24 protein-coding genes are annotated in these 25,426 nt (G+C 62.4%); 5 read left to right on the plus strand and 19 right to left on the minus strand.

Annotated elements, in window-relative coordinates; all coding sequences use genetic code 11:
• Nucleotides 1–4: 4 nt before the first annotated feature.
• Entirely contained in the window at nt 5–1,288 is a 1,284-nt protein-coding gene (locus tag ASD63_RS24265; RefSeq protein ID WP_082572991.1) for an SGNH/GDSL hydrolase family protein, read from the plus strand.
• A 93-nt stretch (nt 1,289–1,381) separates the two neighbouring features.
• Here the strand turns inward: ASD63_RS24265 and ASD63_RS24270 are convergent, their stop codons facing one another.
• The 7 genes from ASD63_RS24270 to ASD63_RS24300 all read right to left on the minus strand — a co-directional run bounded on the left by ASD63_RS24270 (nt 1,382) and on the right by ASD63_RS24300 (nt 9,053).
• Entirely contained in the window at nt 1,382–2,728 is a 1,347-nt protein-coding gene (locus ASD63_RS24270; RefSeq protein WP_234824555.1) for an MFS transporter, read from the minus strand.
• Nucleotides 2,729–2,747: 19 nt separating this feature from the next.
• Entirely contained in the window at nt 2,748–3,179 is a 432-nt protein-coding gene (locus ASD63_RS24275; RefSeq protein ID WP_060529969.1) for a hypothetical protein, read from the minus strand.
• Entirely contained in the window at nt 3,166–4,167 is a 1,002-nt protein-coding gene (locus ASD63_RS24280) for an alpha/beta hydrolase (protein ID WP_060520820.1), read from the minus strand. Before ASD63_RS24280 ends, ASD63_RS24275 begins: the two co-directional genes overlap by 14 nt.
• A 188-nt stretch (nt 4,168–4,355) precedes the next feature.
• Entirely contained in the window at nt 4,356–5,327 is a 972-nt protein-coding gene (locus ASD63_RS24285; RefSeq protein WP_110819009.1) for an ABC transporter permease, read from the minus strand.
• An 11-nt stretch (nt 5,328–5,338) separates the two neighbouring features.
• Nucleotides 5,339–6,319, minus strand: coding sequence for an ABC transporter permease (locus ASD63_RS24290; RefSeq protein ID WP_060529970.1), 981 nt, complete (start codon nt 6,317–6,319; stop codon nt 5,339–5,341).
• Nucleotides 6,316–7,857 (minus strand): sugar ABC transporter ATP-binding protein, encoded by a 1,542-nt coding sequence (locus ASD63_RS24295; RefSeq protein WP_060529971.1) that lies wholly within the window; start codon nt 7,855–7,857, stop codon nt 6,316–6,318. The genes ASD63_RS24290 and ASD63_RS24295 overlap by 4 nt, the downstream gene beginning before the upstream one ends.
• Before the next feature lie 71 nt (nt 7,858–7,928).
• On the minus strand, nt 7,929–9,053 hold the full coding sequence (locus ASD63_RS24300) for a sugar ABC transporter substrate-binding protein (protein ID WP_034798635.1): 1,125 nt from the start codon (nt 9,051–9,053) through the stop codon (nt 7,929–7,931).
• Between the two features lie 348 nt (nt 9,054–9,401).
• Here ASD63_RS24300 and ASD63_RS24305 point away from each other — a divergent pair, with 348 nt between their 5' ends.
• Genes ASD63_RS24305 through ASD63_RS24315 form a run of 3 tightly spaced genes read left to right on the plus strand, consistent with a single transcriptional unit; the run spans nt 9,402 to nt 11,605 of the window.
• Nucleotides 9,402–10,313: an SMP-30/gluconolactonase/LRE family protein gene (locus ASD63_RS24305; protein ID WP_060529972.1), complete on the plus strand. Its 912-nt coding sequence runs from the start codon at nt 9,402–9,404 to the stop codon at nt 10,311–10,313.
• 15 nt (nt 10,314–10,328) lie between these two features.
• On the plus strand, nt 10,329–10,553 hold the full coding sequence (locus ASD63_RS24310; protein ID WP_034798561.1) for a tautomerase family protein: 225 nt from the start codon (nt 10,329–10,331) through the stop codon (nt 10,551–10,553).
• The gene (locus ASD63_RS24315; RefSeq protein WP_234824553.1) at nt 10,550–11,605 is read left to right on the plus strand and encodes a LacI family DNA-binding transcriptional regulator; all 1,056 of its coding nucleotides are present in this window, start codon (nt 10,550–10,552) and stop codon (nt 11,603–11,605) included. The genes ASD63_RS24310 and ASD63_RS24315 overlap by 4 nt, the downstream gene beginning before the upstream one ends.
• A gap of 325 nt (nt 11,606–11,930) precedes the next feature.
• Here the strand turns inward: ASD63_RS24315 and ASD63_RS24320 are convergent, their stop codons facing one another.
• From ASD63_RS24320 to ASD63_RS24345, 6 genes are all read right to left on the minus strand, one after another.
• A complete protein-coding gene (locus tag ASD63_RS24320) occupies nt 11,931–12,722 on the minus strand; it encodes an inositol monophosphatase family protein (RefSeq protein ID WP_060529973.1) in 792 nt (263 codons plus the stop codon).
• The gene (locus ASD63_RS24325) at nt 12,719–13,750 is read right to left on the minus strand and encodes a TIM barrel protein (RefSeq protein ID WP_060529974.1); all 1,032 of its coding nucleotides are present in this window, start codon (nt 13,748–13,750) and stop codon (nt 12,719–12,721) included. Before ASD63_RS24325 ends, ASD63_RS24320 begins: the two co-directional genes overlap by 4 nt.
• 42 nt (nt 13,751–13,792) lie before the next feature.
• Nucleotides 13,793–14,851 carry an ABC transporter ATP-binding protein gene (locus ASD63_RS24330; protein WP_060529975.1) on the minus strand — a complete coding sequence of 353 codons (1,059 nt, stop codon included), beginning with the start codon at nt 14,849–14,851 and terminating at the stop codon, nt 13,793–13,795.
• A gap of 2 nt (nt 14,852–14,853) precedes the next feature.
• Nucleotides 14,854–15,642, minus strand: coding sequence for an ABC transporter permease (locus tag ASD63_RS24335; protein ID WP_060529976.1), 789 nt, complete (start codon nt 15,640–15,642; stop codon nt 14,854–14,856).
• A complete protein-coding gene (locus ASD63_RS24340; protein ID WP_060529977.1) occupies nt 15,639–16,523 on the minus strand; it encodes an ABC transporter permease subunit in 885 nt (294 codons plus the stop codon). Before ASD63_RS24340 ends, ASD63_RS24335 begins: the two co-directional genes overlap by 4 nt.
• Nucleotides 16,524–16,603: 80 nt before the next feature.
• Nucleotides 16,604–17,722, minus strand: coding sequence for an ABC transporter substrate-binding protein (locus tag ASD63_RS24345; RefSeq protein ID WP_060529978.1), 1,119 nt, complete (start codon nt 17,720–17,722; stop codon nt 16,604–16,606).
• Between the two features lie 227 nt (nt 17,723–17,949).
• Here ASD63_RS24345 and ASD63_RS24350 point away from each other — a divergent pair, with 227 nt between their 5' ends.
• Nucleotides 17,950–19,461: a PLP-dependent aminotransferase family protein gene (locus tag ASD63_RS24350; RefSeq protein ID WP_060529979.1), complete on the plus strand. Its 1,512-nt coding sequence runs from the start codon at nt 17,950–17,952 to the stop codon at nt 19,459–19,461.
• 116 nt (nt 19,462–19,577) lie between these two features.
• Here ASD63_RS24350 and betA read toward each other — a convergent pair whose 3' ends face one another.
• The 6 genes from betA to ASD63_RS24375 all read right to left on the minus strand — a co-directional run bounded on the left by betA (nt 19,578) and on the right by ASD63_RS24375 (nt 25,423).
• Nucleotides 19,578–21,263, minus strand: coding sequence for a choline dehydrogenase (gene betA, locus ASD63_RS24355; protein WP_060529980.1), 1,686 nt, complete (start codon nt 21,261–21,263; stop codon nt 19,578–19,580).
• 18 nt (nt 21,264–21,281) lie between these two features.
• Complete coding sequence (locus tag ASD63_RS24360) at nt 21,282–22,745, minus strand: cytosine permease (RefSeq protein ID WP_034798550.1); 1,464 nt, start codon at nt 22,743–22,745, stop codon at nt 21,282–21,284.
• Between the two features lies 1 nt (nt 22,746).
• The gene (locus tag ASD63_RS35770) at nt 22,747–22,917 is read right to left on the minus strand and encodes a hypothetical protein (protein WP_089046047.1); all 171 of its coding nucleotides are present in this window, start codon (nt 22,915–22,917) and stop codon (nt 22,747–22,749) included.
• A 102-nt stretch (nt 22,918–23,019) separates the two neighbouring features.
• Entirely contained in the window at nt 23,020–23,910 is an 891-nt protein-coding gene (locus tag ASD63_RS24365; RefSeq protein WP_034798548.1) for a polysaccharide deacetylase, read from the minus strand.
• Complete coding sequence (locus ASD63_RS24370) at nt 23,907–24,644, minus strand: SDR family oxidoreductase (RefSeq protein WP_034798547.1); 738 nt, start codon at nt 24,642–24,644, stop codon at nt 23,907–23,909. The genes ASD63_RS24365 and ASD63_RS24370 overlap by 4 nt, the downstream gene beginning before the upstream one ends.
• Complete coding sequence (locus ASD63_RS24375) at nt 24,641–25,423, minus strand: SDR family oxidoreductase (RefSeq protein ID WP_034798545.1); 783 nt, start codon at nt 25,421–25,423, stop codon at nt 24,641–24,643. The genes ASD63_RS24370 and ASD63_RS24375 overlap by 4 nt, the downstream gene beginning before the upstream one ends.
• Nucleotides 25,424–25,426 lie beyond the last annotated feature (3 nt).

The following is a 25,426-nucleotide window of genomic DNA, read 5'->3' on the forward strand; positions in this document are numbered from 1 at the left end:
GGTCATGACAGTGCGATTTCCGATCCATGGCAAGCGCGTCGCCCTCATAGGCACGTCGCTTGTCCAGCAGAACCACCACGCAGGCGACAGGCACATCCATTCCTGCGCCCGCGGGTGGGCGACATGGGCGGAGGTTCTCTCCGCCGGCCAGCTCGACATTACGGTGTTTCACGATACGCGCGTATTTCCCGGCTGGGAGCCAAGCGGCAGGATCGGCGTCACCCGTGGCTTCGGCGGACTGAACGCCGGCGTTTCGGGCCAGAAGGCCCGGGACATCGCACAGCGTCTCGAGGAGGTCTTGAAGCTCGATTTTGACCTGATCGTCGTCGATGCCGGCACGAACGACATGATGGTTGAGACAAAGGAAGTCATCCAGTCTATCCGCGAAGCGGTCGTTGATCGACTGATAGCGGCTGGAAAGACGGTGATCCTGCTGCCGATCCTGGCGCGTGGCACGCAGAAATGGGTCGCCGGCGGATCGGAACGGGCAAAAGCACACTGGATCAACCAGAAGAGCCTCGCCTTTGCAGCCATGAGACCGCACTGCCACGTCTTCGACTGGAATTCCGTCTGGGTGGACCCTTATTCTGCCGATGGGGCGCCACACGATGGCTTCTCCGACGACGGCACGCACTTTTCGGTTCCGGGCGGCTACGCGGTCGGCAAGGCGTTGGCAGCCTATCTTAGTGGCTTCCTCGCTCCACCCGCTCCTCGAATATGGGCGCAGGACGACCGCTTCGATGCAGTCAACAACCCGATCGGCAACATCCTGCCAAATCCTCTTCTTGCCGGGAACGGACCGTTGGCCGAAGGATTGGCCGTTTCTCACGGTCGAACGACTGCAAGCCGGATCATCTGCCAGCCCGACCGCATGGCGAACTGGCAGGAGGTCGGTGTGGCGATAGAGGGGTGCCGCGTGGATCTCCTGCCGGACGCTTTCGTTAGTCCGCTGCCGGCGGGCACCTGGGTGCAGGCAAGCGTCCAGGTGGAAGTGCCCGCGCACGGTGACTGGCGGGACATTTCGCTGATCCTGGAAGATGGTGCGGCGGAGGGCCTGGTGTCGCAGGCGCTCGCTCCGTTCGATCTCGGCGATGGAAACCTCGCACCCTTTCCAAGGGAGGCGTGGTCGGGCGTGTTGAGGACACCTCCGATCAAATTGAAGACGCCGATGCAAGATCTCCGGCTTGGGCTCAACCTGCAGGTTGGTCCGTCAAGACAACTATCAAGCATGCAGTTTTCAAGCCCCGAGTTGCGTCAGGTCATGCCTCCACAGAGCCAGCTGTTTTGACGTGAATGGCCATGGCTCGTCTCAACACGCGCTGAACGCGGCCCACAGAGGACCAAATCCGTAGGCGATACTCCAAAATCCCATGAGTTCCGATTATGCGGCAGGGCTTTTGGCTTGGCCCGGAATGCGTTCTCGTGATCTTTCTGCTAACCTCGACGACCAGAACGCGCAGAAACTCGCGACCACGGCAAGCGCTGCAATGATCGTTCCAACCCACGGCAGGGCGTGGACTGAGAGGTTTGCAAGCGCGATCCCCCCAACTGCCGTCCCGAGCCCTACACCGATGTGCATTGTCGACAGGTTCAGGCTTATGCCGGTATCGGCCGTCTCCGGCCCGGCTGAGATCAAGAAGCTTTGTACCACCGGCGAGATCATCCAGCTGATGCAGGCCCAGATCATCAACACGCTGAACATCACCCACGAGCTGCCCTCGACCAACGGTATCGTGACAAGGGCGAGCAGGTAGGCCGTCGGCGTGAGCAAAAGGACGTTGCGCGGCGAAAACCGGTCGGCAAGCCAACCACCGAGATAGCCACCGCTCACGCCGGCAATACCAAGGACCGCAAAGGCTATCGCGATGTTTTCCGCGGCAACGCTGGCAATCTCAACGAGGTAGGGGCCAAGAAAGGCGAACAGCACGAAGTGCCCGCCAATCATCAGAATGGAGACAAACTGGCCCGCAACGAGAGGCGGCTTTCGCAGGTGGTCCAGATACCTTGGAAGGGCGGCTTTACGGCGAGCGGAGACCGGAACATGCCGCCAGCTTGCCAACCACACCAAGCCGGCAAGCAGGGACAGTGCGATGAAGACGCCCCGCCAGCCGATAAGTCCGCAGATGAAAATTCCCGCGGGAACGCCGAGCACCAGCGAGCCACTGATCCCCATGAAAATGATGCCGATGGCTCGACCTTTCATGTCTTTCGCGACCAGCTCGGTCGCCAACATCGTTGCCAGAAGGCAGACGGTCGCGCTCGCCATGGCCATGCCGATGCGGGCGACGACAAGCGTTGCGAAATTGGAGCTCGCTGCCGCACAGAGATTGCTAACGACGAACAGGCCCAGAGCACAAAGAAGAAGGCGCCTGCGCTCGATCTTCATCGTAAGGACGAGGGCCAAGGGCGCCGTCAAGGCAAACACGATCGAAAAAACGGCCGTCAACTGCCCGGCAAGCGCGATCGAAACGCCAAGCTCGCCGGCGACATCGGAGACGATGCCGACTATGATGTTTTCAGCGGTTCCTGTGGCAAATGTCGCAAATGCGAGCAAGACAACGATAGGGTTCATGCGCCCGTTCTCCCTGCATGATGACCCATGCGGGCACGAACCAGCGATCGCCCCGACATGGAATGGACATGTCGGGTTTCGAGGCAGAGCTTCGGTTATCCCTATGGCAGCTTGACTAGCACGTCGGTGCCCGAGCCGGAAGCCCCTCTCGGCCACCTATACGAGCACTGCGCCGTCAGCCACCCGCGTGCCGTCGCGGCCGATTGCACCGCAGAGGCCAGGTCACGACACCTCCTGCAAAGACAGCGAGCCAGACGACGACCGGTTGGAGCGGCAGCCTGACGGCGTGATACAGCCACTGCCAAGGAGCGACTTCCGGCGCACTCAGGCTGTCCAGCGCATGCTTGATATTGGCCGGAAAGACGAGCACCGCATAAAGGGCGAGCGCAATGCCGGCATATTTGCGAAGAGCCGGGATCAGCAGACCGATCGCTCCTGCGATCTCGCAAAGTCCTGTCAGCAAGATCACCTCTGGCGCGTCAGGCACCCACGAAGGGGTGATGGCGACAAAGGGCGCTGGAAAGGCCACGTGCAGAACGCCCGCCGTTCCATAGAGCGCGACCATGCCTGCCCTGCACCTCAACCGCCAGAGATCAACGCTCGCCATCTGCCGCGATCCGCTCTTCGAGCGTCCTTGCCACGGCGCTCAGATCGACTTTCCGGCCACTGATCTTTTCGATCGCCGCGACGGCCAGATCGCTTGCGACATAGTCCGACTTGTGCCCGAGATTGTGCACGACCATAAGCCTCGCGCCGCGGATATCCCGGGCCAGGTGCCGTGCATGCACATTGGGTGAGACAATCCTGTCGACATCGCCGGTGATGATGACCGTCGGCGCCTTGATCTTGCGGTATTTCCGACTTGCCGTCCGGGTCCAGTCGTTGAGTGCCGCCACTTCCTGGGCATTGTGCCGGAAGGCTGCGGGCCTGAGGGCCTGCAGTGTCCGGGCTTCACGCAGATAGTTTTTCGGCATTTTGTTCGGCGCAAATGTCGCGCGGGTCGCGCTGCCGATCGCAAGAAGGCCGATTGGCGGGGCGATCAGAGTGCTGAAGAGCGCACCCGACACAGGAACGGCTGCTGCGTCATAATACCAGGCGACGCCGCCGTTCCAGGGGTAGACGGCTGGCGACAGGAAGACGAGACCGACAACCCTTTCGGGATGACGCACGGCAAGGGCCGCTGCGATCGCGCCGCCAAAGGAGTGGCTGACAATGATCGCCTTCGGAATCCCGCGCCTTGCCATAAGACTTGCGATGGCGTCCGCCTGTCCGTCAGGCAGTATGTTTTCAGGTCCGCCGACATCCGAGCCGCCATGTCCCGGCCGATCGACGAACAAAAGTGTCGCTCTTCCTTCGAGCTTCCCGCGAAAGGCATACATCGGGTCGTAAAGACTGGCGCTGGCACCGTGGATGAAAACGATCGGTGGCAGGCTCGTCTGCTTGCCGGGTTTAAGAAGTACGCTGTTCAGACTGAAGCCGCCGACATCGATGCGAACCGGGCGCGCCTCGTCCGCGATCGCCCTGAGCGGCTCGAAAATGGTCCCGATCAAAATCAGCAGGCTTAGGACTACCTGAAATCTTGCGCGCGCTTTCATGACGTTCCTGAAGAATAGCGACCTCCAGGAATATACGTGCGAGAAGCGCAATCGGTTTTGGTCTCTAGTCCGGTTTCGTTCGCGACAGCATCGAACACTGTCCAACCGTCAATGCGGCGGAACTCCGTCGCATCGCCGAGAACAGCGTCAAGGTGCGATGCCGAGTGACGTGTCGCGAGCCCGCATTCCTACCGGCTCGCCGGCGCGCGACCATAGAGCAGAAGCATCAGGATAATCACCACACCGTAGATGATCTGGCGCCCGGCTTCGGGCATCTGCGTAACGGAAAGGATCGACTGCAGGAGCGTGATCAGAATGACGCCCGCCACCGTACCGAGATAGGATCCCTTCCCGCCGAGGATTGACGTTCCTCCAAGGACGACCGCCGCAATGGCCGGAAGAAGATAGGCATCACCCATGGATTGCGCGGCCTTAGAGGCATAGCCCGCGAGCAGCACCCCGCCAAGGGCCGAAAGCCCGCCCGAGGCGGCAAAGGCAATCATGACGATGCGGCGGGTGTTGATGCCGGACAGATAGGCCGCACGCTCGCGATTGCCGATGCCGTAGACCGCGCGCCCGAAGCCCGTCCGGCGCAGAAGAAAGACCATTGCCGCGCCGATCAGCGCCCAGATGAAAACCACGTTCGGAATACCGGGAACCAGAGCACCGGTGGCGAGATAGCGCATGGCTGCGGTGGCGGAATCCTGTGGCGAGAAACCGCCCGTATAGACCACCATCACCCCTTGGGCGACGGCATTGGTCGCCAGCGTCACGATCATCGAGGGGATGCGCAGATAGGCAACCCCGACGCCGTTGATGAGCCCGATGCCGATGCCGCACAGGACGCCGAAGGGAATGGCAAGCGCTGTCCCGACCGGACCATAGGCCGCGGCCGCACAAGCCATCATCGCGCCCGTGGCAACGGTCCACGGCACCGAAAGATCGATCTGGCCGAGCAGGATGACGAGCATCATGCCGGTGGCGATGATGCCGAGGAAGGACGCCACCTTCAATTGCTGCAGCAGATACTCCGGCGACAGGAAGCTGCGCGAATAGAGGCTGCCGAGCACAAGCAGCAGCAGGATGCAGCCGAACGCAGTGACCACCGCCGGGTCGAGATTGCGTATGAAGGTCGATTTGCGTCCGGTTGCGCCAGTCATTGCCGTCTCGCTCACAGGAACCACTCCAATCTATTGCGCACCCTGAAGAGCGCAAGGGCCCCGAGACTGATGGCCGCCATCAGGATCAGTCCCTGGAACAGCGGTTGCCAGAGTGGATCGAGATCGAAAACGAACAACAGGTCGCCGATCGTGCGGAATGCCAGCGCACCGAAGACGGCGCCGATGGCGCTGCCCTTGCCGCCGAACAGCGAAACGCCTCCCAGCACCACGGCTGCGATCGAAAACAGCGTGTAGGCGTTGCCGCTGGCGAGTGCTGCGTCGCCGGTATAGGTAAAAAAGGTGAGAAACAGCCCCCCGAGTGCGGCGACCAGGCCCGCAAGCGTGTAGGCGAGCAACTTGCCGCGGCGGATCGGCATGCCGGACATGTAGGCGGCCGTCTCGGAGGAGCCCACGGCATAGGCTGCACGCCCATAGACCGACCGGCTGAAGGGCACCCATATCACGACGACTACCGCTGCAAGCGCGACGAGGCTCGCCGGCACAACCCCGAAAATCCGGCCGGTCAGGGCATCCGCGAGCCCCTCGTTGACGGATCCGCCGGGAAAAGGCCGCAGCAACAGGGCAAAGCCGAAATAGACCGCCCCCGTTGCGATCGTCGCCACGATCGGCTGCAGTCGCCCATAGATGACGATCGCGCCGTTGATGGCGCCGCATGCAGCCCCGACGCCAAGGACGACCACGACGCCGAAGGCCGTCTCAAGCGGCGAGCCAACGACCAGCCACGAGGCCAGGCAGTTGGTGAGAAGGAAGATCATGCCGACCGAGAGGTCGATGCCGGCGGTGATCACCACCATGGTTTGAGCCATCGCGACAAAGGCAAGCAGCACGCCTTTGTTGGCGGCCGTCTGGATAACGTTGGCGGTGAAGCCGGCCGGATGGTTCGATGTGTAGATGATGAACATCACCACGAAGATCGCAACCGCCGCCAGCGTGCCCCGGTGTTCCGTCAGTCGATACCGCCAGTCGTTCATTGGATGGGCTCCCGGTGGCTTGGGTCTGCGGACGGAATGTTGAGTGCGCTCGCAATCAGCGCGCGCTCCGTTATCTCAGGGCCCGCCAACTCCCGTTTTACCGCCCCGTCATAGAGCACGAGGACCCGGTCGCAGCAGCCGATGAGTTCGGCATAGTCGGTCGAATAAAAGAGGATAGCCGCCCCTTCGTCCGCCAGACGCCGCAAGAGCTGGTAGATCTCCTGCTTGGTGCCGACGTCAATGCCGCGCGTGGGGTCGTTGAGAAGGACGATGCGCGGCTGCCGCATCAGCCACTTTGCAATGACGACCTTCTGCTGGTTGCCGCCCGAAAGCGCCCCGACCGGCGCGTCAATGTTGCCCGCCTTGATGGACAGCAACGTCATCATCCGGTCGATAGCGCTCTCTTCTTTGGCGCGATCGATGATTCCGCCGCGCGTCAGCCGGTCGAGAGAGGCGAGCGAGAGATTGTCACGCACCGTCATCGGCAGCATCAGCCCCTCGGTCTTGCGGTCCTCGGGAATGAGCGCCATGCCGATGCCGTGCCGGCGCGCCTGCGCAGGGCTGCCGATGCTGATCGTTCTGCCGTCGACGAGAACCGTGCCGCGCAGCCCGCGCAAGACCCCGAACAGCGCCAGGAGGAGGTCGCGCTGTCCCTGCCCGTCCAGCCCGCCGAGACCGACGATTTCGCCTGCACGCAATGAAAACGAGATGTCGTGAAGGCGGTTCGCCCAGGACAGATTTCGCGTCTCAAGGACGGGTGCCGCTGGTGCAAGCGGGCCCGGCTTGGGTGGATAGACGCTATGATATTCACGACCGATCATCATCTCGATGACCTCGCTGTCGCTCCTTGTCCCTGCCGGGTAGCTTGCAACCTTGCTGCCGTTTCGAAACACGGTGCAATCGTCTGCCAGTTCCGCAATCTCGTTCATCCGGTGCGAGATGTAGACAAGCGCCAGCCCCTCAGAGCGCAGCCGCTTCAACACCGCAAAGACCTTGGAAACATCGGCCGCCGTGAGCGCCGACGTCGCCTCGTCGAGAATGAGGATGCGTGGCTTGCGCGCCAGCGCCTTGGCGATCTCGACGATCTGCTGGCGCGACAGCGGCAGGTCCTTGACCAGCGCCAGAGGGTGGATGTCTGCCGCACCGGCGCGCGCCAGCGCCTCTTCTGCCAGACGCCGCTGGGCCTTGCGGTCGATCATGCCGAACCGGGTCGGCGGATTGAAGATAACGATGTTGTCGGCAACGCTAAGTTCCGGGATCAGCGACAGCTCCTGGAAGACGCAGGCGATGCCGGCGGCGTTGGCGGCGGCCGGTGACGCAAACGTCACCGGCTGTCCATCGAGCGTCATCTGCCCCTCGTCGGCGGCGACAACGCCCGCCATGATCTTGATGAGCGTCGACTTTCCGGCACCGTTCTCGCCGAGAACGGCGTGAATGGCGCCGGTCCTGACGGACAGTTCGGCATTTTCAAGCGCCCGCACCCCGCCGTAGCGTTTCGATATGCCTTCCATGCGAAAGAGCGGTGCGCCGCTTTCCATTGCGCTCTCCGGAAAACCGTTGTTGACGACAGGGCACTGCACAGCTGTGCGGTGCCCTGATCCTGATCGAACTACTGGTTATCCTTGCTCTGCTTCATGATCTCCTGGGCGGAGAAATTGATCCCGCAGGTGGGGAACGAATTGCCGACGAAGAAATTGTCGGACTCCGCCTGGAAATAATCCTGGCCTTCCTTGAAGTTCGGATCTTCGACGATGGCCAAGGGCAATTTGACCGACTGCGGCACCACCTGACCCTCGAGCGCGGCAATCGCCGTCTTGATGGCGACGGCCACTTGCGCGGGTCCGGTTCCAGCCGACGAGCATTTCAGGCCGTCGGCGGCATGTGCCGCACAGAACTTGCGAAATCCGTTTTCGGTTTCGCCGCCGAAAGGCACGAAGGGGTGCTTTGCGTCGATCATCGCCTGAACGATGCCGGTGTCGCCGCCCTGCCCGGTAATGCCGTCGAAGGGGCCGCTGGTTGCGATTGCGTCCGCAGTCACCTTCTGGGCGACGCCGTCGTCCCATTTGCCCATGACCTCGACGACCTCGAACTTCTTGCCCGACGCCTGGAGCTTCTCATGGATGCCGTCGTGCCTGTCGGTATCGACAGACGTGCCGGCGACACCGCGCACCTCAAGCACCTTGCCGCCATCAGGCAGATGTTTGACGAGCCAGTCGCCCCACAATTGCCCGAGCCCCTTCTGGTCGACGTTGACGTTGATGGCGTCCTCGGTGTCGAGGATGTTGTCGAAGGCGACCAGCACCACGCCAGCTTCCTTCGCCCGCTTGATGACCGGCGCAAACGCCGTCGGATTCTGGGCATTGACGACGATCGCGTCATAGCCGGAGTCGATGAAGTTGTTGATCGCCGAGATCTGGGCCGGCACATCCTCGCCCGTCGAAACGACCTTGAACTCCTTCAGTTTGGCTGCGACGTCGGGTTGAGCGGCATAGGCCTTGGCGGTCTGCACCATCTGGATACGCCAGGTGTTGGCGATGTAGCCGTTGGCAAGTGCGATGCGATACGGGCCGTCCTTTTTCGGGAACTTGAAGAATTTCGTGTCCGCCGACCACGGCGCGAAACATTCCGGCTCGGCTGCAGGCCCTGAAACGATTTCCGGATCTGCATAGGCAGCAGATCCAAGCATGAAAAAGGCAGTGGCGGCAACGATGCCGCCAGCGAGTGACTTCACCATCGACATTTCCTCCCATTGGCGCGCCACTTGTTTGTTCTCCAGCCCGGGAATGAACTCACCCTCGAGCGGCACGAACTCCTGCGGCACCGGCACGCTGGATGCCTGCGTTCACCATTGACGAGGCGCTCTGGTCTCCTCCCGAAAACACCGCTGTCTCTTAATTAGGTAGCGCTACCACATGCGATTGTAAAGTAACATTTGCGGATTATGGAGGACCGAATATCACTGGTTTAAGATCGAAATCAGCCTGATTTCGACGTCTCGAAAGGAAGCCTATTTCCTTCCGCGATGATAGCGCTATCATACCGCGACGCTTAAGAATACGTTCTTTGCGCATGAGGGAGCCCCATGGCCGAGGATTTCGAGATCGTAGACCCGCGCTTTGCCCGGCTGGTCAACCACAGCGCCCGCGTGGAGCAGCTTTACACGGGGTGTCGCTGGGCCGAGGGGCCGGCCTATTTCGCCGCCGGACGCTATCTCGTCTGGTCGGACATCCCCAACGACCGGATGCTGCGCTATGACGAGACCGATGGGCATGTGAGCGTCTTCCGGCAGCCGTCGAACTTTTCAAACGGCAACACCACCGACCGGCAGGGCCGCCTGGTAACCTGCGAGCACGGCGGCCGCCGCGTGACCCGCACGAACCATGACGGCAGCATCACAACCATCGCCGATCGCTGGAACGGCAAGCGGCTCAACTCACCGAACGATGTCGTCGTGCGGTCCGACGGGTCGATCTGGTTTACCGATCCTGCCTACGGCATCGAGAGCGATTACGAAGGCCACAAGGCCGAAAGCGAAATCGGCGCCTGCCATGTCTATCGCGTCGACCCGGCGACGGGCGCGGTCACTGCCGTCATTAAAGACATGGTGCGGCCGAACGGCCTTGCCTTCACCCTTGACGAAAGACGGCTCTACGTCGTCGACACCGGCCGGACGCACGGCCCTGACCTTCCGTCGCATATGCGTGTCTTTAATGTTGATGAAGCGGGCTCCGTGTCGGGCGGCGAGGTCTTTGCCGATTGCACCGCCGGGCTGTTTGACGGCTTCCGTCTGGATGACGAGGGCCGGATCTGGACAAGTGCCCGCGACGGCATCCACTGCTATCACCCGGAAGGCACTCTGCTCGGCAAGGTCAGAGTGCCTGAAAACACCGCCAACTGCGTGTTCGGCGGGCCCAAGCGAAACATCCTCTACATCTGCGCGACCAGTTCGCTTTATGCCGTTCGGCTGATGGTCAACGGCGCACGTCCCTACTGAGGCAGGAGGTCAATTATGCCGTTCGTGCGGATCACCATCGTACGAGAGGTCCTCGGCGACGATCCTTCGGTCAAGAAAGCTGCGATCGCAAGCAAGGTCGTAACGGCGATTGCCGAAGCGACCGGGCTTGCCGAGCGTGAAATTTCCGTCGTCTTCGATGAGGTCGACGCAAGGAACTGGTATGTCGGCAACACCGATGTGGAGACCTTGCGCGCGCGCAACCGGCAGGGATCGACGTGACGGACGACATCGTCTCCAGAGACCAGGGCCGCAAGGCAAGCCGGCGCGGCAGTGGCAGGCCGACGATCGCCGACGTCGCCAAACTGGCCGGCGTCGCGGCGATCACCGTCTCGCGCGCGCTGCGCGACCCATCGCTCGTTTCGGCCGAACTGCGCGCCGAGATCGATACGGCGGTGATCCAGCTTGGCTATGCGCCCGATCCCAATGCTCGCGCGCTCGCGTCCGCGCGAGCCGATGTGATCGGCGTTCTCGTGCCGTCGCTGACGAACATCGTCTTCGCCGACACCCTTCGAGGCATCTATGACGGGCTCGGCGACGGCCCGCTGCAGATCCAGATGGGCAACACCCACTACTCTCCACGGGAAGAGGAACGGCTGATCCGGATGTTTTTGGGCCAGCGGCCATCGGCGTTGATCGTGTCCGGTATCGACCAGACCGAAACGACCCGCAAACTGCTCGAGAGCGCGGATTGCCCCATCGTGCAGATCATGGAATATGGCGAGGATCCGGTCGATATGCTGGTCGGCTTCTCCCACTTCGATGGCGGCAAGGTGGCCACCAATCATCTGATCGAGGCGGGATATCGCCGCATCGGCTTCATCGGCGCCCGAATGGATCCACGCTCGCAGCGCCGCCTCGCCGGCTACCGCTCGGCGCTCGAGGCCGCACAGTCCTTTGATCCCAAGCTGGTGACCACCACGTTGACGCCGTCTCGCGTCTCGCTCGGCGGGCAGCTCCTGGCCGACGCATTGGCAAAGGTCGCCGATCTCGACGCCGTCTTCTGCAACAATGATGACTTGGCCATGGGCGTGCTGTTTGAATGCCAAAGGGCAGGCATCGCCGTGCCGCACCGCATGGCAATTTGCGGCTTCAACGACCTCGACATGATGCACGTCGCCTATCCGTCGCTCACCAGCATCCGCACGCCGCGCTATGAAATCGGCCGACAGGCTGTACAGATGGTGCTTGATCGACTGGCCGGCCTGCCAATCGCATCGCCAATCGTTGACCTGGGCTTCGAGCTCAAGATACGTGAAAGTACGATGCAATGACAACGCACCGCGCTGGAACCGAGCGGATCGGAACATCCGGAAACTTGCCGCAGACACCTCATCGCCTCGTCAATACCTCTACTTCGAAGGCTGAGGCCTTGGTGGTATCGTCGGGCGCCTAGCTACCGCCCACTGAAGCGTCCGCAAATTGCCACCATGAATTGAGCTTTAGTGCCGATGTGCGGAATGTTCACCGAGCACGGCTACGGCAACGTCGAGTTCGGCCTAACTGCGCTTCGTTCGCGGAATGATTGTCGAGGATGGGTGGTGCTGAAGCCGAGCGCGACGATCAGGCAATTGATTAAGCGGCCCGTTCGTCTGGATTTCATCCTAGCCGGCTAAGGATCTTCACCGCGGCTCGATGGAGGTCGGCGTTTGCAGCCATCAACACGGTGTCGTACCTTGTCGCATCCGCAAGAGGCTGCCCATCCCAGTCAGTCACTATGCCGCCTGCAGCCAGAATAATGGGCATCTGTGGCAGGATGTCGTAGTCGAAAACATTGCTTTCGACGAGTAGGTCGATGCCACCCAGCGCCAGCAGCCCGGCCGCGTAGCAATCATGAGATATGCGGGTGAAGCGTACCTTGGCAGTCAAGGCGTCGAAGCGCTCGTGGCGCGCGCGGCCGAACTGCTCAAGGGCCGAGGTGTAGAGGATCGCCTCGCCGAGCGCGGTCTTTTCGCTGGTGCGGATCGGCTCCTCATTAAGGGTCGCGGAGGAGCCTATGCCGAACCATCGTTCGCCGGTGATCGGCTGATTGATCATGCCGAGGACAGGTTTGCCGCGATGGAGCAATGCGATCTGCGTGCCGAAGGCGAGCGAGCCGGAGATGAAGGACTTCGTGCCGTCGATCGGGTCGAGCACCCACACCCATTCGGCATCCGTTCGGCATGCGCCGAATTCTTCGCCCCTGATCCCGTGGTTGGGATACTGCGCCTCGATCATCCGCCGCATCGTGGCCTCGGCGTCGCGGTCGGCAATGGTGACGGGGCTGGAGTCTGCCTTGGCGTCGACGACAACACGCTTGCGGAAGTGCGGACGGATGACGCTGGCTGCGGCATCGGCCATGGCGTGCGCAAGTGCCAGATACGGCGGTGGGCAGTCAGGCTCATGGGTCATCGTTCTATCCTCAAAGCTTCGGCAGCAATCTGATTGAGCATGGTTCTTACGGTTTCGAGCTGCCGATGAGCGGCGATGGCCTCTTGGCTAAGCCGCGCGCCAAGGTCGGTGGTCCCGATGTCCGTGAAACTCGCGGAGCGAGCCGCAATGAACGGGTCGCTTTCCTCCGAGGGGAAGCGCAGGGCGGGCGCGAAATAGCCCTCTTCTTCCTCGAGCCCGAAGCTTAAGACCTGCGCACGGTCCTGGCCAAGCAGAAGCAGGTCCACGAACATCGCATGCAGCGGCAGATGGCCGGTGCCTGTTTGACAGGCGAGGTGCGCCCAGCCGTCGCGATCTTGCTGGACGAGGCAGTCTTTGACATGCACTTCGGTCACATAGGGTGCCTGTGCGGCAAGCGCCGGCAACGGTAGCTCATAGGCATTGATCATGTTGCCGAAGTCGAACAGCAGGCCGAGGCGCGGATTGGCGACCGCCTTTACGATGCCGATCAGCTCCTCCGACTTCAGGTCCTCGTGCTGTTCGAGCGTGTAGCGAAGCCGCCCCTCGGGATCGAAGGTCTCCAATCGTCGCAGATCAGCAATCGTTTGTGAGACAATTTCCGAGACGCGTCCCTCGTAGCGCGGATAGCAACGCAGAGACGTCGCGCCAGTGGCAAGCGCGATACGTACCGCATCAAAGAGACCTGTCTCCTGCGTCGTGCTGGTCTCGATATGGAGCTCCAGTCCGAACTGCTCGACTGCGGCACCATAATCAGAAAGCGCTGCGTCTGACATACCGGCGAGACTGGCTGCCTCGCCGTCCTCGACATGGACCTTGAGGCCGACGAGCCGCTGCTCATAGGCGAATTCGGCAAGCTGCAGCGGTGTCACTCCGCCAAAACGCATGTTGAGATGAAAGGCATAGGCGTGCGCAAACAGCGGCGCGTTGCGCGCCCGCTCCGCCAGCCGGGCGCGGGCCGGGCCGGAAAGGGTGGCTATTTTCGCGCGCCAGTCCGGCGACGACAGATCGTCAAACGTCGTTTCGGTCAAAGAGCCGGCTCCTTCACAGACGATTTCAAAGCTGAGGGAACATCAGGCGGCAAGCACCAGAAGATCGCGATGCGGCAGGCTGACCTCTACGGTGGTGCCGACCGAGGGCGGCGGCCTGTCGGGCTGGTTGAACGTATCGAGCGAAACGAACTGGCCCGCGACCGCCACTTTGATGCGGATCACTGAACCGAGAAAATGCACTGCTGCAATTTCGCCGGAAAGGACGACGCGATCGCAGTCGCTGCGCCCCAGTTCGACCGATTCTGGACGCATCGCCAGGCTGATGCGCTCGCCGGGCCGACCATTAAGCGGCTGGTCCAGCGCCACCGGTACACCACCAAGCCGCACCTTGCCGGTGGTCGCATCCAACACGTCGGCGTCGAGAAGATTGAGCGTACCGACGAATTGCGCAACGAAGCGCGTCGCCGGCCGGTTGTAGATCTCGAACGGCGTGCCGACCTGGTCGGCGACGCCCTGGTGCATGACCACGACGCGATCCGAAATGGACAGCGCCTCCTCCTGGTCATGCGTCACGAAAATGGCGGTGATGCCGAGATCGCGCTGGATCCGACGGATCTCGTCACGCAGGCTAATGCGGACCTTCGCGTCCAGAGCCGATAGCGGCTCATCGAGCAGCAGCACTTGCGGGCGCGGCGCCAGCGCGCGCGCAAGCGCCACACGCTGCTGCTGGCCGCCGGAGAGCTGGAACGGATAGCGCCCCTCGAGTTGAGGCAGGCCAATCAGATCCAGCATTTCACCGACGCGCCGTGCAATGGCCGCCTTGCCCTCACCCGCGACCTTGAGGCCGAAGCCTATGTTTTCCGCCACCGTCAAATTTGGGAAAAGTGCATAGGACTGGAACACCATGCCGATGTTGCGCCGGTTAGCGGCAAGCCCCGTCACCTCCCGTCCGTCGATGCGGATCGCGCCTGATGTCGGCGTCTCGAAGCCGGCGACCATGCGCAAAACCGTGGTCTTGCCGCAGCCAGACGGGCCGAGGAAGGAGACGAACTCCCCTTTTTCGATGTCGAGGTTGAAATCCTTGACGACACGGGTCGGGCCAAAGGATTTTTCCAGGTGATGGATATCTAGAAAAGCCATGGTCAACGCCTCACGGTGGAGAATTTGGAGAAACGGGTGACAAGCTGGATCAGGGCCATACAGGCCCAGGTGATGGCGAAAGCGACAACGGCGAGCGCCGAGGGTTCGTAGGCGCGGTTGCCACCCATCCAGACCATGTAAGGGCCGAACGAGCCGACGTTGAGCAAGGCGGCAAAGACATATTCGCCGATGACGATCGCGAAGGTCAGGAAGGCGCCGGATAGCACCGAGACAAAGACGTTTGGCAGGATGACGACGGCAAGGATCCGCGTCCAGCCGGACCCCAGGCTCTGGGCCGCCTCCGTCAGGCTGCCGACATCGATGGTGCGCAGGCCCGTGTCGACGGAGCGATACATGTAGGGCAGCGACAGTGTCGCATAGCCGAACAGAATGAGGAGATTGGTGCCCCACCAGCTTCCTGTGAGCGGCAGGACCGAGGATGTATTGTAGATGCGGATGTAGCCGAAGACGATGACGATCGGCGGAATGACCAGTGGCAGCAGCGTCAGGAACTCGACGACCGGGCGCAACCCGGGAAACCGCAACCGGACAAAATAGGCCGTCGGCACGATGAGCAGGATTCCAAGAACGATCGTGAGCAAGGCCAGAACGACGGAGTAGCCGAAGGTTTGCTGGAACTGCGGATCGGCCAGCACGACGCGGTAAGCTTCGAAGCTGTAGCCATCGCGCTGCATGCGCATGGAGAAGTCAAACATGCCGACGAGCGGAAGGAGGAAATAGAGCCCACCCAAAGCGACGGCGAGCCAGGACCAGAGACGCCTTTCCCTCATTTGACCCACCTTTCCGCGCGCATGCGCAGGAGGATATAGATTGCGTTGGCAATGGCGGTGAGAAGGATCATGGCAAAGGCGATCGCATAACCCAGATGCGGATCATTGAGCACGTCACCGCGGATCTGGGCGAACAGGACGATCGGCGCGATCGAGAGCGATGAGCCGGTCAGCGCAATGGCGGTCGCAACCGCTCCAAAGGCATTGGCGAAAAGCAAAGCCAGCGTGCCGAGAAGCGAGGGCCAGAGCACTGGCAACGCCACCAGGCGCCAGTACTGAAAACCGTTGGCGCCGAGACTTTCGGCCGCCTCTCGCCATTCGCGGCGCAGCCCCTCCAGTGCCGGCGTGATGATCAGCACCATCAGCGGGATCTGAAAATAGAGGTAGGTAAGCGCCAGTCCGAGGAAGGAGACGATGTTGAAGCCGGCGCCATAAAGATTGATGCCGAACCAGTGGCGCAGCAGCATCGTCACGAAACCAAGGCGGCCGAGGGTTGCGATGAAGGCGAAGGCGAGCGGCACGCCGGCGAAATTCGAAGCGACGCCTGAGAAGGTCAGGATGGCATTGCGAAGGGGTCGCGGAAAGCCGCCGAGCGTGATGGCGGCGGCCATGAGGAAGCCGAACAGACACCCGAGCGCCGCTGTCAGCAGGCTGAGCTCGATCGAGATCCAGAAGGCCGATCGTATGGATGGCGCAAGAAGCTTGCCGAGGTTCTCCAGCGTCATCTGTCCCTCAGCGTTGCGGAACGCGCCGAGCACGATGTTGAGCGTGGGCAGGATGAGGAACAGCGTGGCGAAGACGAAGAAGGGGGCGACCCCGAACCAGCTGAGAACCTGTCGTGGCCGGAAGACGGCCGGCAGGGATGCGACGCTTGTTGTCATCGGATTTGTCCCTGGGAAAATTGCGCCAAAGGGGGGCGAGAGGCTTCACGACCGGTGAAACCTCTCTCTCAAGCGGAGGATTACTTCACGTTGGCGCCGACCACCTTGTCCCAGCCCTCGACGATCGCCGTCTTGTTGGCGGAAAGCTCGTCGACCGTCGGGAAGATCGCCTTTTCATAGGCTTCGGCAGGCGGCAGCTTGTCGAGCAGCTCCTGCGGGAACTTGCCAGCCTTCAACATGGCATTGAAGCGCGCCGGGTGGCAGTAGCCCTTCAGCCAACCGGTCTGGCCTTCGTCGGAATAGAGATATTCCATCCAGAGCTTGGCGGCGTTCGGGTGTGGCGCGTAGGCCGAGATTGCCTGAACATAGACCCCGGCGACGACACCGCTTGCCGGTACGACGACGTCCATCGGCGGGTTGCCCTTCAACGCGTCACGCCAGGCCAACAGATTGTAGTCCCAGGCGGCGACGATCGGGGTCTGCCCCTGCGCGATCGTGCCGGCCTTGCCGAGCACAGGCACGAAATTGCCGGATTTGTTCAGTTCCGCAAAGAGCTCCAGGCCCTTGCCGCCCGATTCCGTTCCAGGCTTGGCGCCCCGCGAGATGCCTGCCGACATCAGCGCCAGGATGGCCTGTGCCGAAGACCGTGGATCGCCGGTGAGTGCGACAGCCCCAGAGTACTCCGACTTCGACAGATCCGACCAGTCGGCCGGTACAGTATCAAGCAGATCCTTGTTCACACCGAAGGCCATGACGCCGTAGTAGTCGCCGTACCAATAGCCTTGCTCGTCCTTGATGTTTTGAGGAATTTCGTCCCAGGTCGCCACCTTGTAGGGTTGAAGGAGGCCCTCCTTGGCGGCAGCCGGCGCAAAAGCCAGGCCAAGATCGACGACGTCAGGCGCCTGCGAACCTGTGTTGCCCTTGTTCGCGCGGATGGCTTCGAGCTCGTCGGCGGTACCGGCGTCGGGGTTCAGTTCGTTGACTTCGATGCCCGGATACTTCGCCTTGAAGCCGGCAATGACGTCTCCGTAGTTGCACCAGTCGTGCGGAAGCGCAATGACGGTCAACATGCCTTCCTTCGTTGCGGCAGCGACCAGCTCTTGCGATGCCTCAGCCTGGGCAAGACCCGGCAGGGCCGCCGCCAGGGCGAGTGTGGAGACGAAGGCGCGACTGGTTGCACGCGATAGAAGCTTGTTCATGAATTCCTCCTGTTGACCGTCGACGACGGATCGTGGGCGATGGCTGCTTTTTGTCCTTGCATCCGGTCGTCGGCACCGCCGCCTTTCCCGGTTCCCCCGCACCTTGTCTGCGTCCTGCGAAGGGATGCATCGGTGCGTTTTCGTGTAGGGACAGGATGTAACAATTGGACGACGAAGAAACGTCCATTATGATGCATTCTACTGTACCAATTTTTGGAGGCGCACCGGTGGTCAAACAGCTTGAAGGGCCAATCCTGCCTTTCCTTCGCCTCGACGCGACAGTCGCCCTGCCGAAATTCCGCCAGGTGCAGGACCAATTGCGCATGGCGATCCTGAAAGGGCACCTGCGCGCCGGAACACGGCTCCCTGCAAGCCGAATCCTTGCCGAGGAGTTGGGCCTGTCGCGCCAGACGCTGGTGCGTGTGCTCGATAACTTGAAGGCGGAGGGCTATCTGGAGGCACGACAGGGTGCCGGTACTTTCGTCTCGGCCGCCTTGCCGCGCCAACCGGCAAAGCCGCTGTCGAGGCCGACCCGCCACGACGTCGCCGACCGCGCCCCGCCGCGGCTATCGCGAATTGGCGACTTGTCATGCCGGATGTCGGCCGATATCGGCCAAATGGAAGACAGGCCTTTCCTCCCCAACCGTCCGGCGCTCGACCGGTTTCCCTTCGCTGTGTGGAGGAAATGCTGGAACGCCGTGACGCGCGGCGGCAAGGCCGTGGCCATGGGCTATGGCGACGTCGCGGGCGAACTGGTGCTTCGCCAGAGGATCGCCGAATATCTGGCCCTGCACCGGCGCGACCCTTGCGATCCCGATCAGATCGTCATCACGCCCGGGGGGCACGCCGCCTTCACGCTTTCGGCTTTGGCGCTTGCCGATCCTGGCGACGGGATCTGGTTCGAAGATCCGGGGCCGGTGACCACCAGCAACCTGTTTCGCACGCTTGGGCTGCAGCTGTGTCCGGCCGATGTCGATGCAGACGGCATGGATGTCGAGGCTGCGATGGCCCGCTATCCCGACGCGCGCCTCGCCTTCGTGATGCCGTCGCGCCACCACCCGCTCGGCATCACCTTATCGCTGCCACGCCGGCTTGCCCTGCTCGAATGGGCGCGGGCGAGCGACGCCTGGATCATCGAGGATGACTACGACAGCGAATTCCGCTACGACGGCGCGCCTTTGCCTTCGATGCGCTCCATCGACAGCGACGACCGGGTGATCTACGCGGGCAGTTTCAGCAAGGCGCTCTATCCGGGCATCCGCGTCGGCTTTCTCGTCCTGCCACCCCAACTCGTCGGAACATTTCGCACGCTCTCGGGGCTGATCAACCGTAGCGTCCCGGTGGAAACCCAGCTCGCACTCGCCGAGTTTATCGGCGGCGGTCACTTTGCCAGCCATCTGCGCCGGATGCGCGGCCTTTACACCGAGCGCCGCGAGGCTTTCATGTTAGCCGGACGGGATGCGCTTGCCGGACTTGCCCGCATCGACTGCTCCGAAAGCGGGCTCAATGCACTCGCCTGGCTGGAGGGCGGCCGGGAAGACCGGGCCTCCCACCGCGCCGTGCTCGATGCCGGACTGCAATGCTATCCCCTGTCCGACTACACGATCGCGACACCTCAGCCGGCTGCGCTCATTCTGGGCTATGCCGGCGTTCCGGCGGATCGAATGAGGCCTCTTCTTTTCCGGCTGGCCGATGCGATCGCCCGATCGCAAGGCCGCATCGGGCGATCAGGCGATTGAGGAGCCTTTCGACCGCCATGGCCCAATCCTCCGGGTCCTCGTCATCGCCGCGAAGCCGCCGGGCGACCACGTAACCGATACCGCGCAACATGACGCACCGCCCTTTCCAAGGATCATTATTGCCGGACGGCGCGAAGCGGCTTTCCGCTGCGCTGGGTGACGCCAACGCCGGGGGCGACGCCGACTGCGGCGTTGGAAGCCGCAAGCAGTGGCTTGCCGCGCACCATGTCGGAGGCGCGTTCCGCCAGCATGATGGTCGGCGCATTGAGGTTGGCGTTGGGCTCTGACGGAAAGACGGAACTGTCGATCACCCTCAGCCCGTTGATGCCGCGGACCTTGAGCTCGCTGTCGACGACTGCCATGCCGTCCTCACCCATGCGGCAGGAGCCGCAAGGATGGTAAGTGCTTTCCATTGTCTCGCGCACCCAGGCGTCGATCTCGTCATTGCTTCGAACATCCTTGCCCGGCGCCATTTCCTCGCCGCGAAAGCGGTCGAAGGCCGGCTGGGCGATGATTTCGCGCGTCAGCCGCAGGCAGCGGCGGAAGCCCTCGCGGTCCTCCTCGCGGTCGAGATAATTGAAAAGGATATCCGGTTGCTCATGGGCTTCCGGAGAGCGTAGCCGGACATAGCCGCGGCTCTTCGGCTTGTTCGGACCGGTCAGCACCATGAAGCCGTGGCCGTCGAGCGGCTTCTTACCGTCGTAGCGCATGGCGGCCGGCAGAAAGTGGAACTGGATATCCGGCCATTGCAGCGACGCGTCGGAGCGAATGAAGCCGCCGCTTTCGAAGTGGTTGGAGACCGAAAGCCCCTTCTTGAACAAGAGCCATTCGGCCCCGATCAAAGCCTTGCTGAAGAGCCCCATCTTGCCGTTGAGCGTGATCGGCTCCTTGCAGGCATACTGGATGTAGACCTCGGAATGATCCTGCAAGTTCTCGCCGACCCCTGGCAGATCGTGCAGCACGGGAACACCGGCCCTCTGCAGCATGGCGGCTGGCCCGATACCGGAGCGCTGCAACAGGTGCGGCGATCCGATCGGTCCGGAGGAAATCAGCACCTCGCGGTTGGCGCGCGCGACATGGCGCTCGCCACCGAGTTCGTACTCGACGCCAACGGCGCGCTTGCCTTCGACAAGCACGCGCCGCGTCATCGCATGGGTGATGACCGTGAGGTTCGGCCTCCCCATCGCCGGCTTCAGATAGGCGTTGGCCGTCGACCAGCGCACCCCGTCCTTGACGGTCATGTGCATCGGGCCGAAGCCCTCCTGCATGTGCCCGTTCGGGTCGTCTGTGGTGATGTAACCCGCCTCGCGGCCGGCATCGACGAAGGCGCCGTAGAGCGGGTTCTTCATCCCGTTGCCGGCATTGGTCGCAAGCGGACCTGAGGCGCCGCGATAGCTGTCGCCTCCGTCCTGCCAGCTTTCGGCGCGCTGGAAATAAGGCAGGCAGTTGGCGTAGCGCCAGCCGCGCGCGCCAAGTTCCTCCCACTCGTCGAAGTCGCTGGCGTGGCCGCGCATGTAGACGAGCCCGTTGATCGAGGACGAGCCGCCGATGACCTTGCCGCGCGGGCAATGCACGCGCCGGCCGTCGAGACCGGGCTCCGGCAGGGTCATGTATTTCCAATTGTACTTCGTTCCGTTCATCGGGATCGAAAGCGCCGTCGGCATCTGGATGAAGATCGACTTGTCGCTGCCGCCGAATTCAAGAACCAGCACCCTGGTCGACGGGTCCTCCGAAAGGCGGTTGGCGAGCACGCAGCCGGCCGATCCTGCGCCGATGATGATGTAGTCGTAGGTGTCGCTCATGGCGGTCTTCTCCAGGCGTTACGGGTATTGGCCCCAACCACGGCCACGGGCAAAAAGCCGAGTGAGCACGTAGTGGGTGGCGCCTGCGGCAAGGCAGGACGGCACGGAGGCGGTCAGGTATTTGAAGGCCGGCAGGCTTGCCAGCGTCTGCGGATTGAAGACGGCGACATAGACGATGAAGCCGACCGCAAGGGCAAAGAGCCCGATGGGGTTGAAGCCCGCCCAGAACCGATACGGTCCGTTTTCCTGCGGTCCGTGCAGGCTGCGCATGTCGAGCTTCTGGCCACGCAGGAAGAAGTAGTCGGCGATCCCGATACCGGCGAGCGCGGAATTCAGCGCGGAAGTCCAGACGAGGAAGATGAAGAAACCGTCATACATCTGCGGGTAGAAGACCACGAGCCCGAACGGGATGAGGCAGAAGAGGAACAGGATCGCGCCCCAGGAAATGGCGCGAACCGATGCAGTTCCGACCTGCCTGAGGCCAACGATCGACGTGTAGAGGATGTTTGCCATCGAGGTCATGTTGGCGAAGGCGACGAAAAGCAGCGCAACGATGCCGATCATCGGACCGGCGATCTTCGTCATCCAGATCGTCGGATCGCTTTCGCCGAGTGCGACTGCTGCAAGCAGGCCGACAATTTCGCCGAGTGCTGCCGCCGCGAAGATACCGAGAACATTGGGCCAGAAGGCGGTGCGCTCGTTCTTCGTCAGCCGCGCCAGATTGCCGATATAAGGCCACCAGGAGAAGCCGGCTGCCAGATTGACCTCGACCGCGACGATGAAGTTCAGCGTCTTGTCCTCGAAAGGCGGCGCAAGGGCCGGCAAGGCCAGAAGCTCGCCGATCGAATGATGGCTGAGGATGAGGTAGAGCATCGCCACCATCAAGAGGACCAGCGCCGGCGACACGACCATGTTGAAGAACTTGATCGAGGTCGGCCCCTTGGCGACGATGAACCAGGTGAGCAGGATTGCGCCGATTGCGGCGATGATCATCTTCGCGCCCGTCGGATTGGCGGCCTCACCGGCGCTCAGCGCCATCAGCCCGTCGATCGAGCGACCGAACATCATCGCGAGAACCGCAAGCCACCCCATGGTGAGAATGACGACGGCGAGCACATAGACGACGCGGCTGCCGTTGTAACCAAATTGGCTGCGCAGCGCCACGAACTGCTCGACGCCGTAGCGGCCGGTCATGGTGGTGGTGGCAAGCGCCGTCAGCACGACGCCGACGATGTTGCCGATGATAATGGCGGCGATACCCTCCTTCGGCCCGACGAAGAGGCCGACAGAGCCGCCGATCAGAAAGGCCCAGGTGGCAATCGCCAGTGCCGAATTGGCATAGGTGAACTCCCAGAAGCCCCAGAGCCGTTCAGACGGCAAGAGGGGCGCATCGCCGCGCTCGGCGGCAGCACGATTGCGGGCGGCCTCTTCCTGTTCCGTCTTCAAAGTGGAGATATGTTCGAGTGCGACATGATCGGTCATCTCAAGCCCCCCAGAGCCAGAAGCCGACGACCAGCACGAGCGTCAATACCGTCATGCCGGTGTAGTCGAGCGCAGTCATCGTGCCCTCGAAGCGGTCGCCCGCCTCGATATCTTCGTAGATGCGGGCGCGCCGCGCCAGTTCGCTCTGCCAGGCGATATCGTTGTTTTCCATCGTCGTTCCCCTTTTCGCGTCGCGCCTTCTGGCGTCTTTCCGCGAAGTCCATTGCGGCTCCATCAGCCGCCGATCTTCGGAAGCGGATAAACCCGCTGCCGGCTACCGAACCGTGACGGGCTCGGAATAAAAGGGCAGTCGGTCAATCCTCGGCGACCAGCTGCCGTTTTCGGCAACACGCCGCACATGGGCGGCAATCTCCTCCATCGGCGCGAACCAGACGTCACCGCGCGTGAGAACCTGTTCGAGGAAGCGATGCACCACCTCCCAACGGGCAAGCCGGCCGGTGGCAAAGGGATGCACGACCGGCACCCAGAGCGCGCCGTGGCGATAGGCCGCCTCGAACTCCTGCGAAAAGGCGGCAAAGCCCTGCTCCGGCGCGCGGATTGGCATCATGTAGTCGAGGTCCATCGACTGGACATATTGCGGCCAATCGTCGAGGCCCCAGTGCGACGGCAGCTCGACGAGGCTGCCGGCGTCGCATTCAAGCAGATAGGGAATGTCGTCACCCATCAACGAGGCGTCGTAGGCAAAGCCCCGCGACACCAGGAGGTCAGCGGACCGGTGGGAAAAGTTGTAAAGCGGCGCCCGCCAGCCACGCGGTCGCTTGCCGCTGGCCTTCACGATCACCTCGATGCCGCGGTCGAGCCAGTGCGCCTCTTGCTCGTCCGAAAGTTCGCGGGGGTGCTCGTGCAGGAAGCCGTGATGCGCCAGCTCGTGGCCGCCTTCCAGTATGGCCTCGATCGCCTGCGGATATTGTTCGATGCACCAGGCCGGCACGAAGAAGGTCTGCTTGATGCCCAGTTGCCGATAGCTCTCGACAATGCGCGGGATCGCGACTTTCGGCCCGTATTGCAGCATCGAGATCGCCGATACGCGGCTGTGGCCATCCTTTGGATGGGCGATATGGACGAGGCTGTCGGCATCCATGTCGAAGGTGATGGAGGCGGCGCATTTGGCGCCGTTCGGCCAGGGAATGGGATTGGCGATCATGGCATGATGCTCCCGCCGTTGCTGCCGATCCCCTGGCCGGTGAAGTAGCGCCCGCCGGAGCCGGCGAGAAACCATGCGAGTTCGGCGATCTCCTCGGGCTTGCCGAAGCGCGCAAGCGGGATCGCCAGTTCCCTGGCACGCCATTCGGCGCTCATGTTCGCCGCCCCAAGCATCTCGGTATCGATCGGACCGGGGCAGATCGCATTGACCAGCACGCGCGGCGCAAATTCCTTTGCCCAGGAACGCACCAGACCGAGCACGCCGTGCTTGGACGCGACATAGGGCGAAAAGGTCTCGCGGCCGTAATAGGCCATGTCGGAGGCAATCATGATCAGCCGCGCTGGCTCCTCAGCCGTTCCCCCCATCAGCCCCAATGCCATCTTGCCGACGAGGAAGCTGCCACGCAGGTTGATGGCGATGACCCGGTCGAAATCCGCAACGGGCGTTTCAAGCAAGGCCGCTTCATGAATGACGCCGGCGCAGTGGACGACGATATCCAGTCCGCCGAACGTCTGTTGCACCACCTCGCCGATGGCGGCGACCGAACCTTCGTCTGAGACATCGCAGGCAAGCGTCAGGGTTTCCGTAGCCCCTGCCTGTACAGCCGAAATCGCCGTCTCGTCCGGTTTGCGAATATCGGCAAGCGCAACCCGAGCTCCTGTCGCTGCGAATGCCAGGGCGCAAGCAGCCCCAATACCGCGATAGGCGCCGGTGACAAGAACGCGCGCACTCATGCCATCACCTCGCCGCGGTCGAGCATCAGCGCCTGGCCCGTCATGTCCCTTGCGCCATCGGAAGCGAGGAAGAGATAGGGTGCAGCGAGGTCTTCCGGTTCCAGGAGGCCCGGCAGGACCTGGGCTCCCACGATCTCGTCCAGCAGGTCCTGCTCGCTGCGCCCGGTGCGCAGCGACATGTTCTTCAGCGACAGCATCGCCGCCTCGGTGCGCACCCAGCCGGGGCAGACGGCATTGACGCGAATGCCTCGTCCCCCAAGTTCCTTGGCCATCACCCGGGTGAAACCAAGATTGGCGTGCTTGGAGGCGATATAGGCGGAGAACTCCGGCACCGCGACACGGCTCCAGATCGACGCGGTGACGACGATGCGGCCCCCCTCGCGCATGTGAGGCAGCGCATGGCGGGTCACATAAAAGGTGCCGTTGGTGTTGATATCGGTGATGCGTCGGAACGTGTCTTCTACGCTATCGTCTTCGTCGGTCACCGGCGTAATGCGCTCGAGCCCGGCATTGTTGACGAGGACATCGATGCGACCAAGCGGCGAAAGCGTTGCCTTAACGGCAGCACTGTCGGTGATATCGCATTCGAGCGCCGCGATCCTGCGGCCGAAGCGTTCAGACATCTCGCGGGCGGCCTCGTAAATTCCACGGCCGGAGGAAAGAATTGTGACCTCTGCCCCGGCGGCGGCAAAACCTTCCGCGACGGCGCGGCCGATGCCGCGGCTGGCGCCCGTCACCAGCACGTGTTCGCCGGAAAAATCGTAAGCGATACGACCCATGGT

The sequence above is a fragment of the Ensifer sp. Root558 genome, assembly GCF_001427045.1.
In the GTDB taxonomy this organism is placed as follows: Bacteria; Pseudomonadota; Alphaproteobacteria; order Rhizobiales; family Rhizobiaceae; genus Ensifer; species Ensifer adhaerens.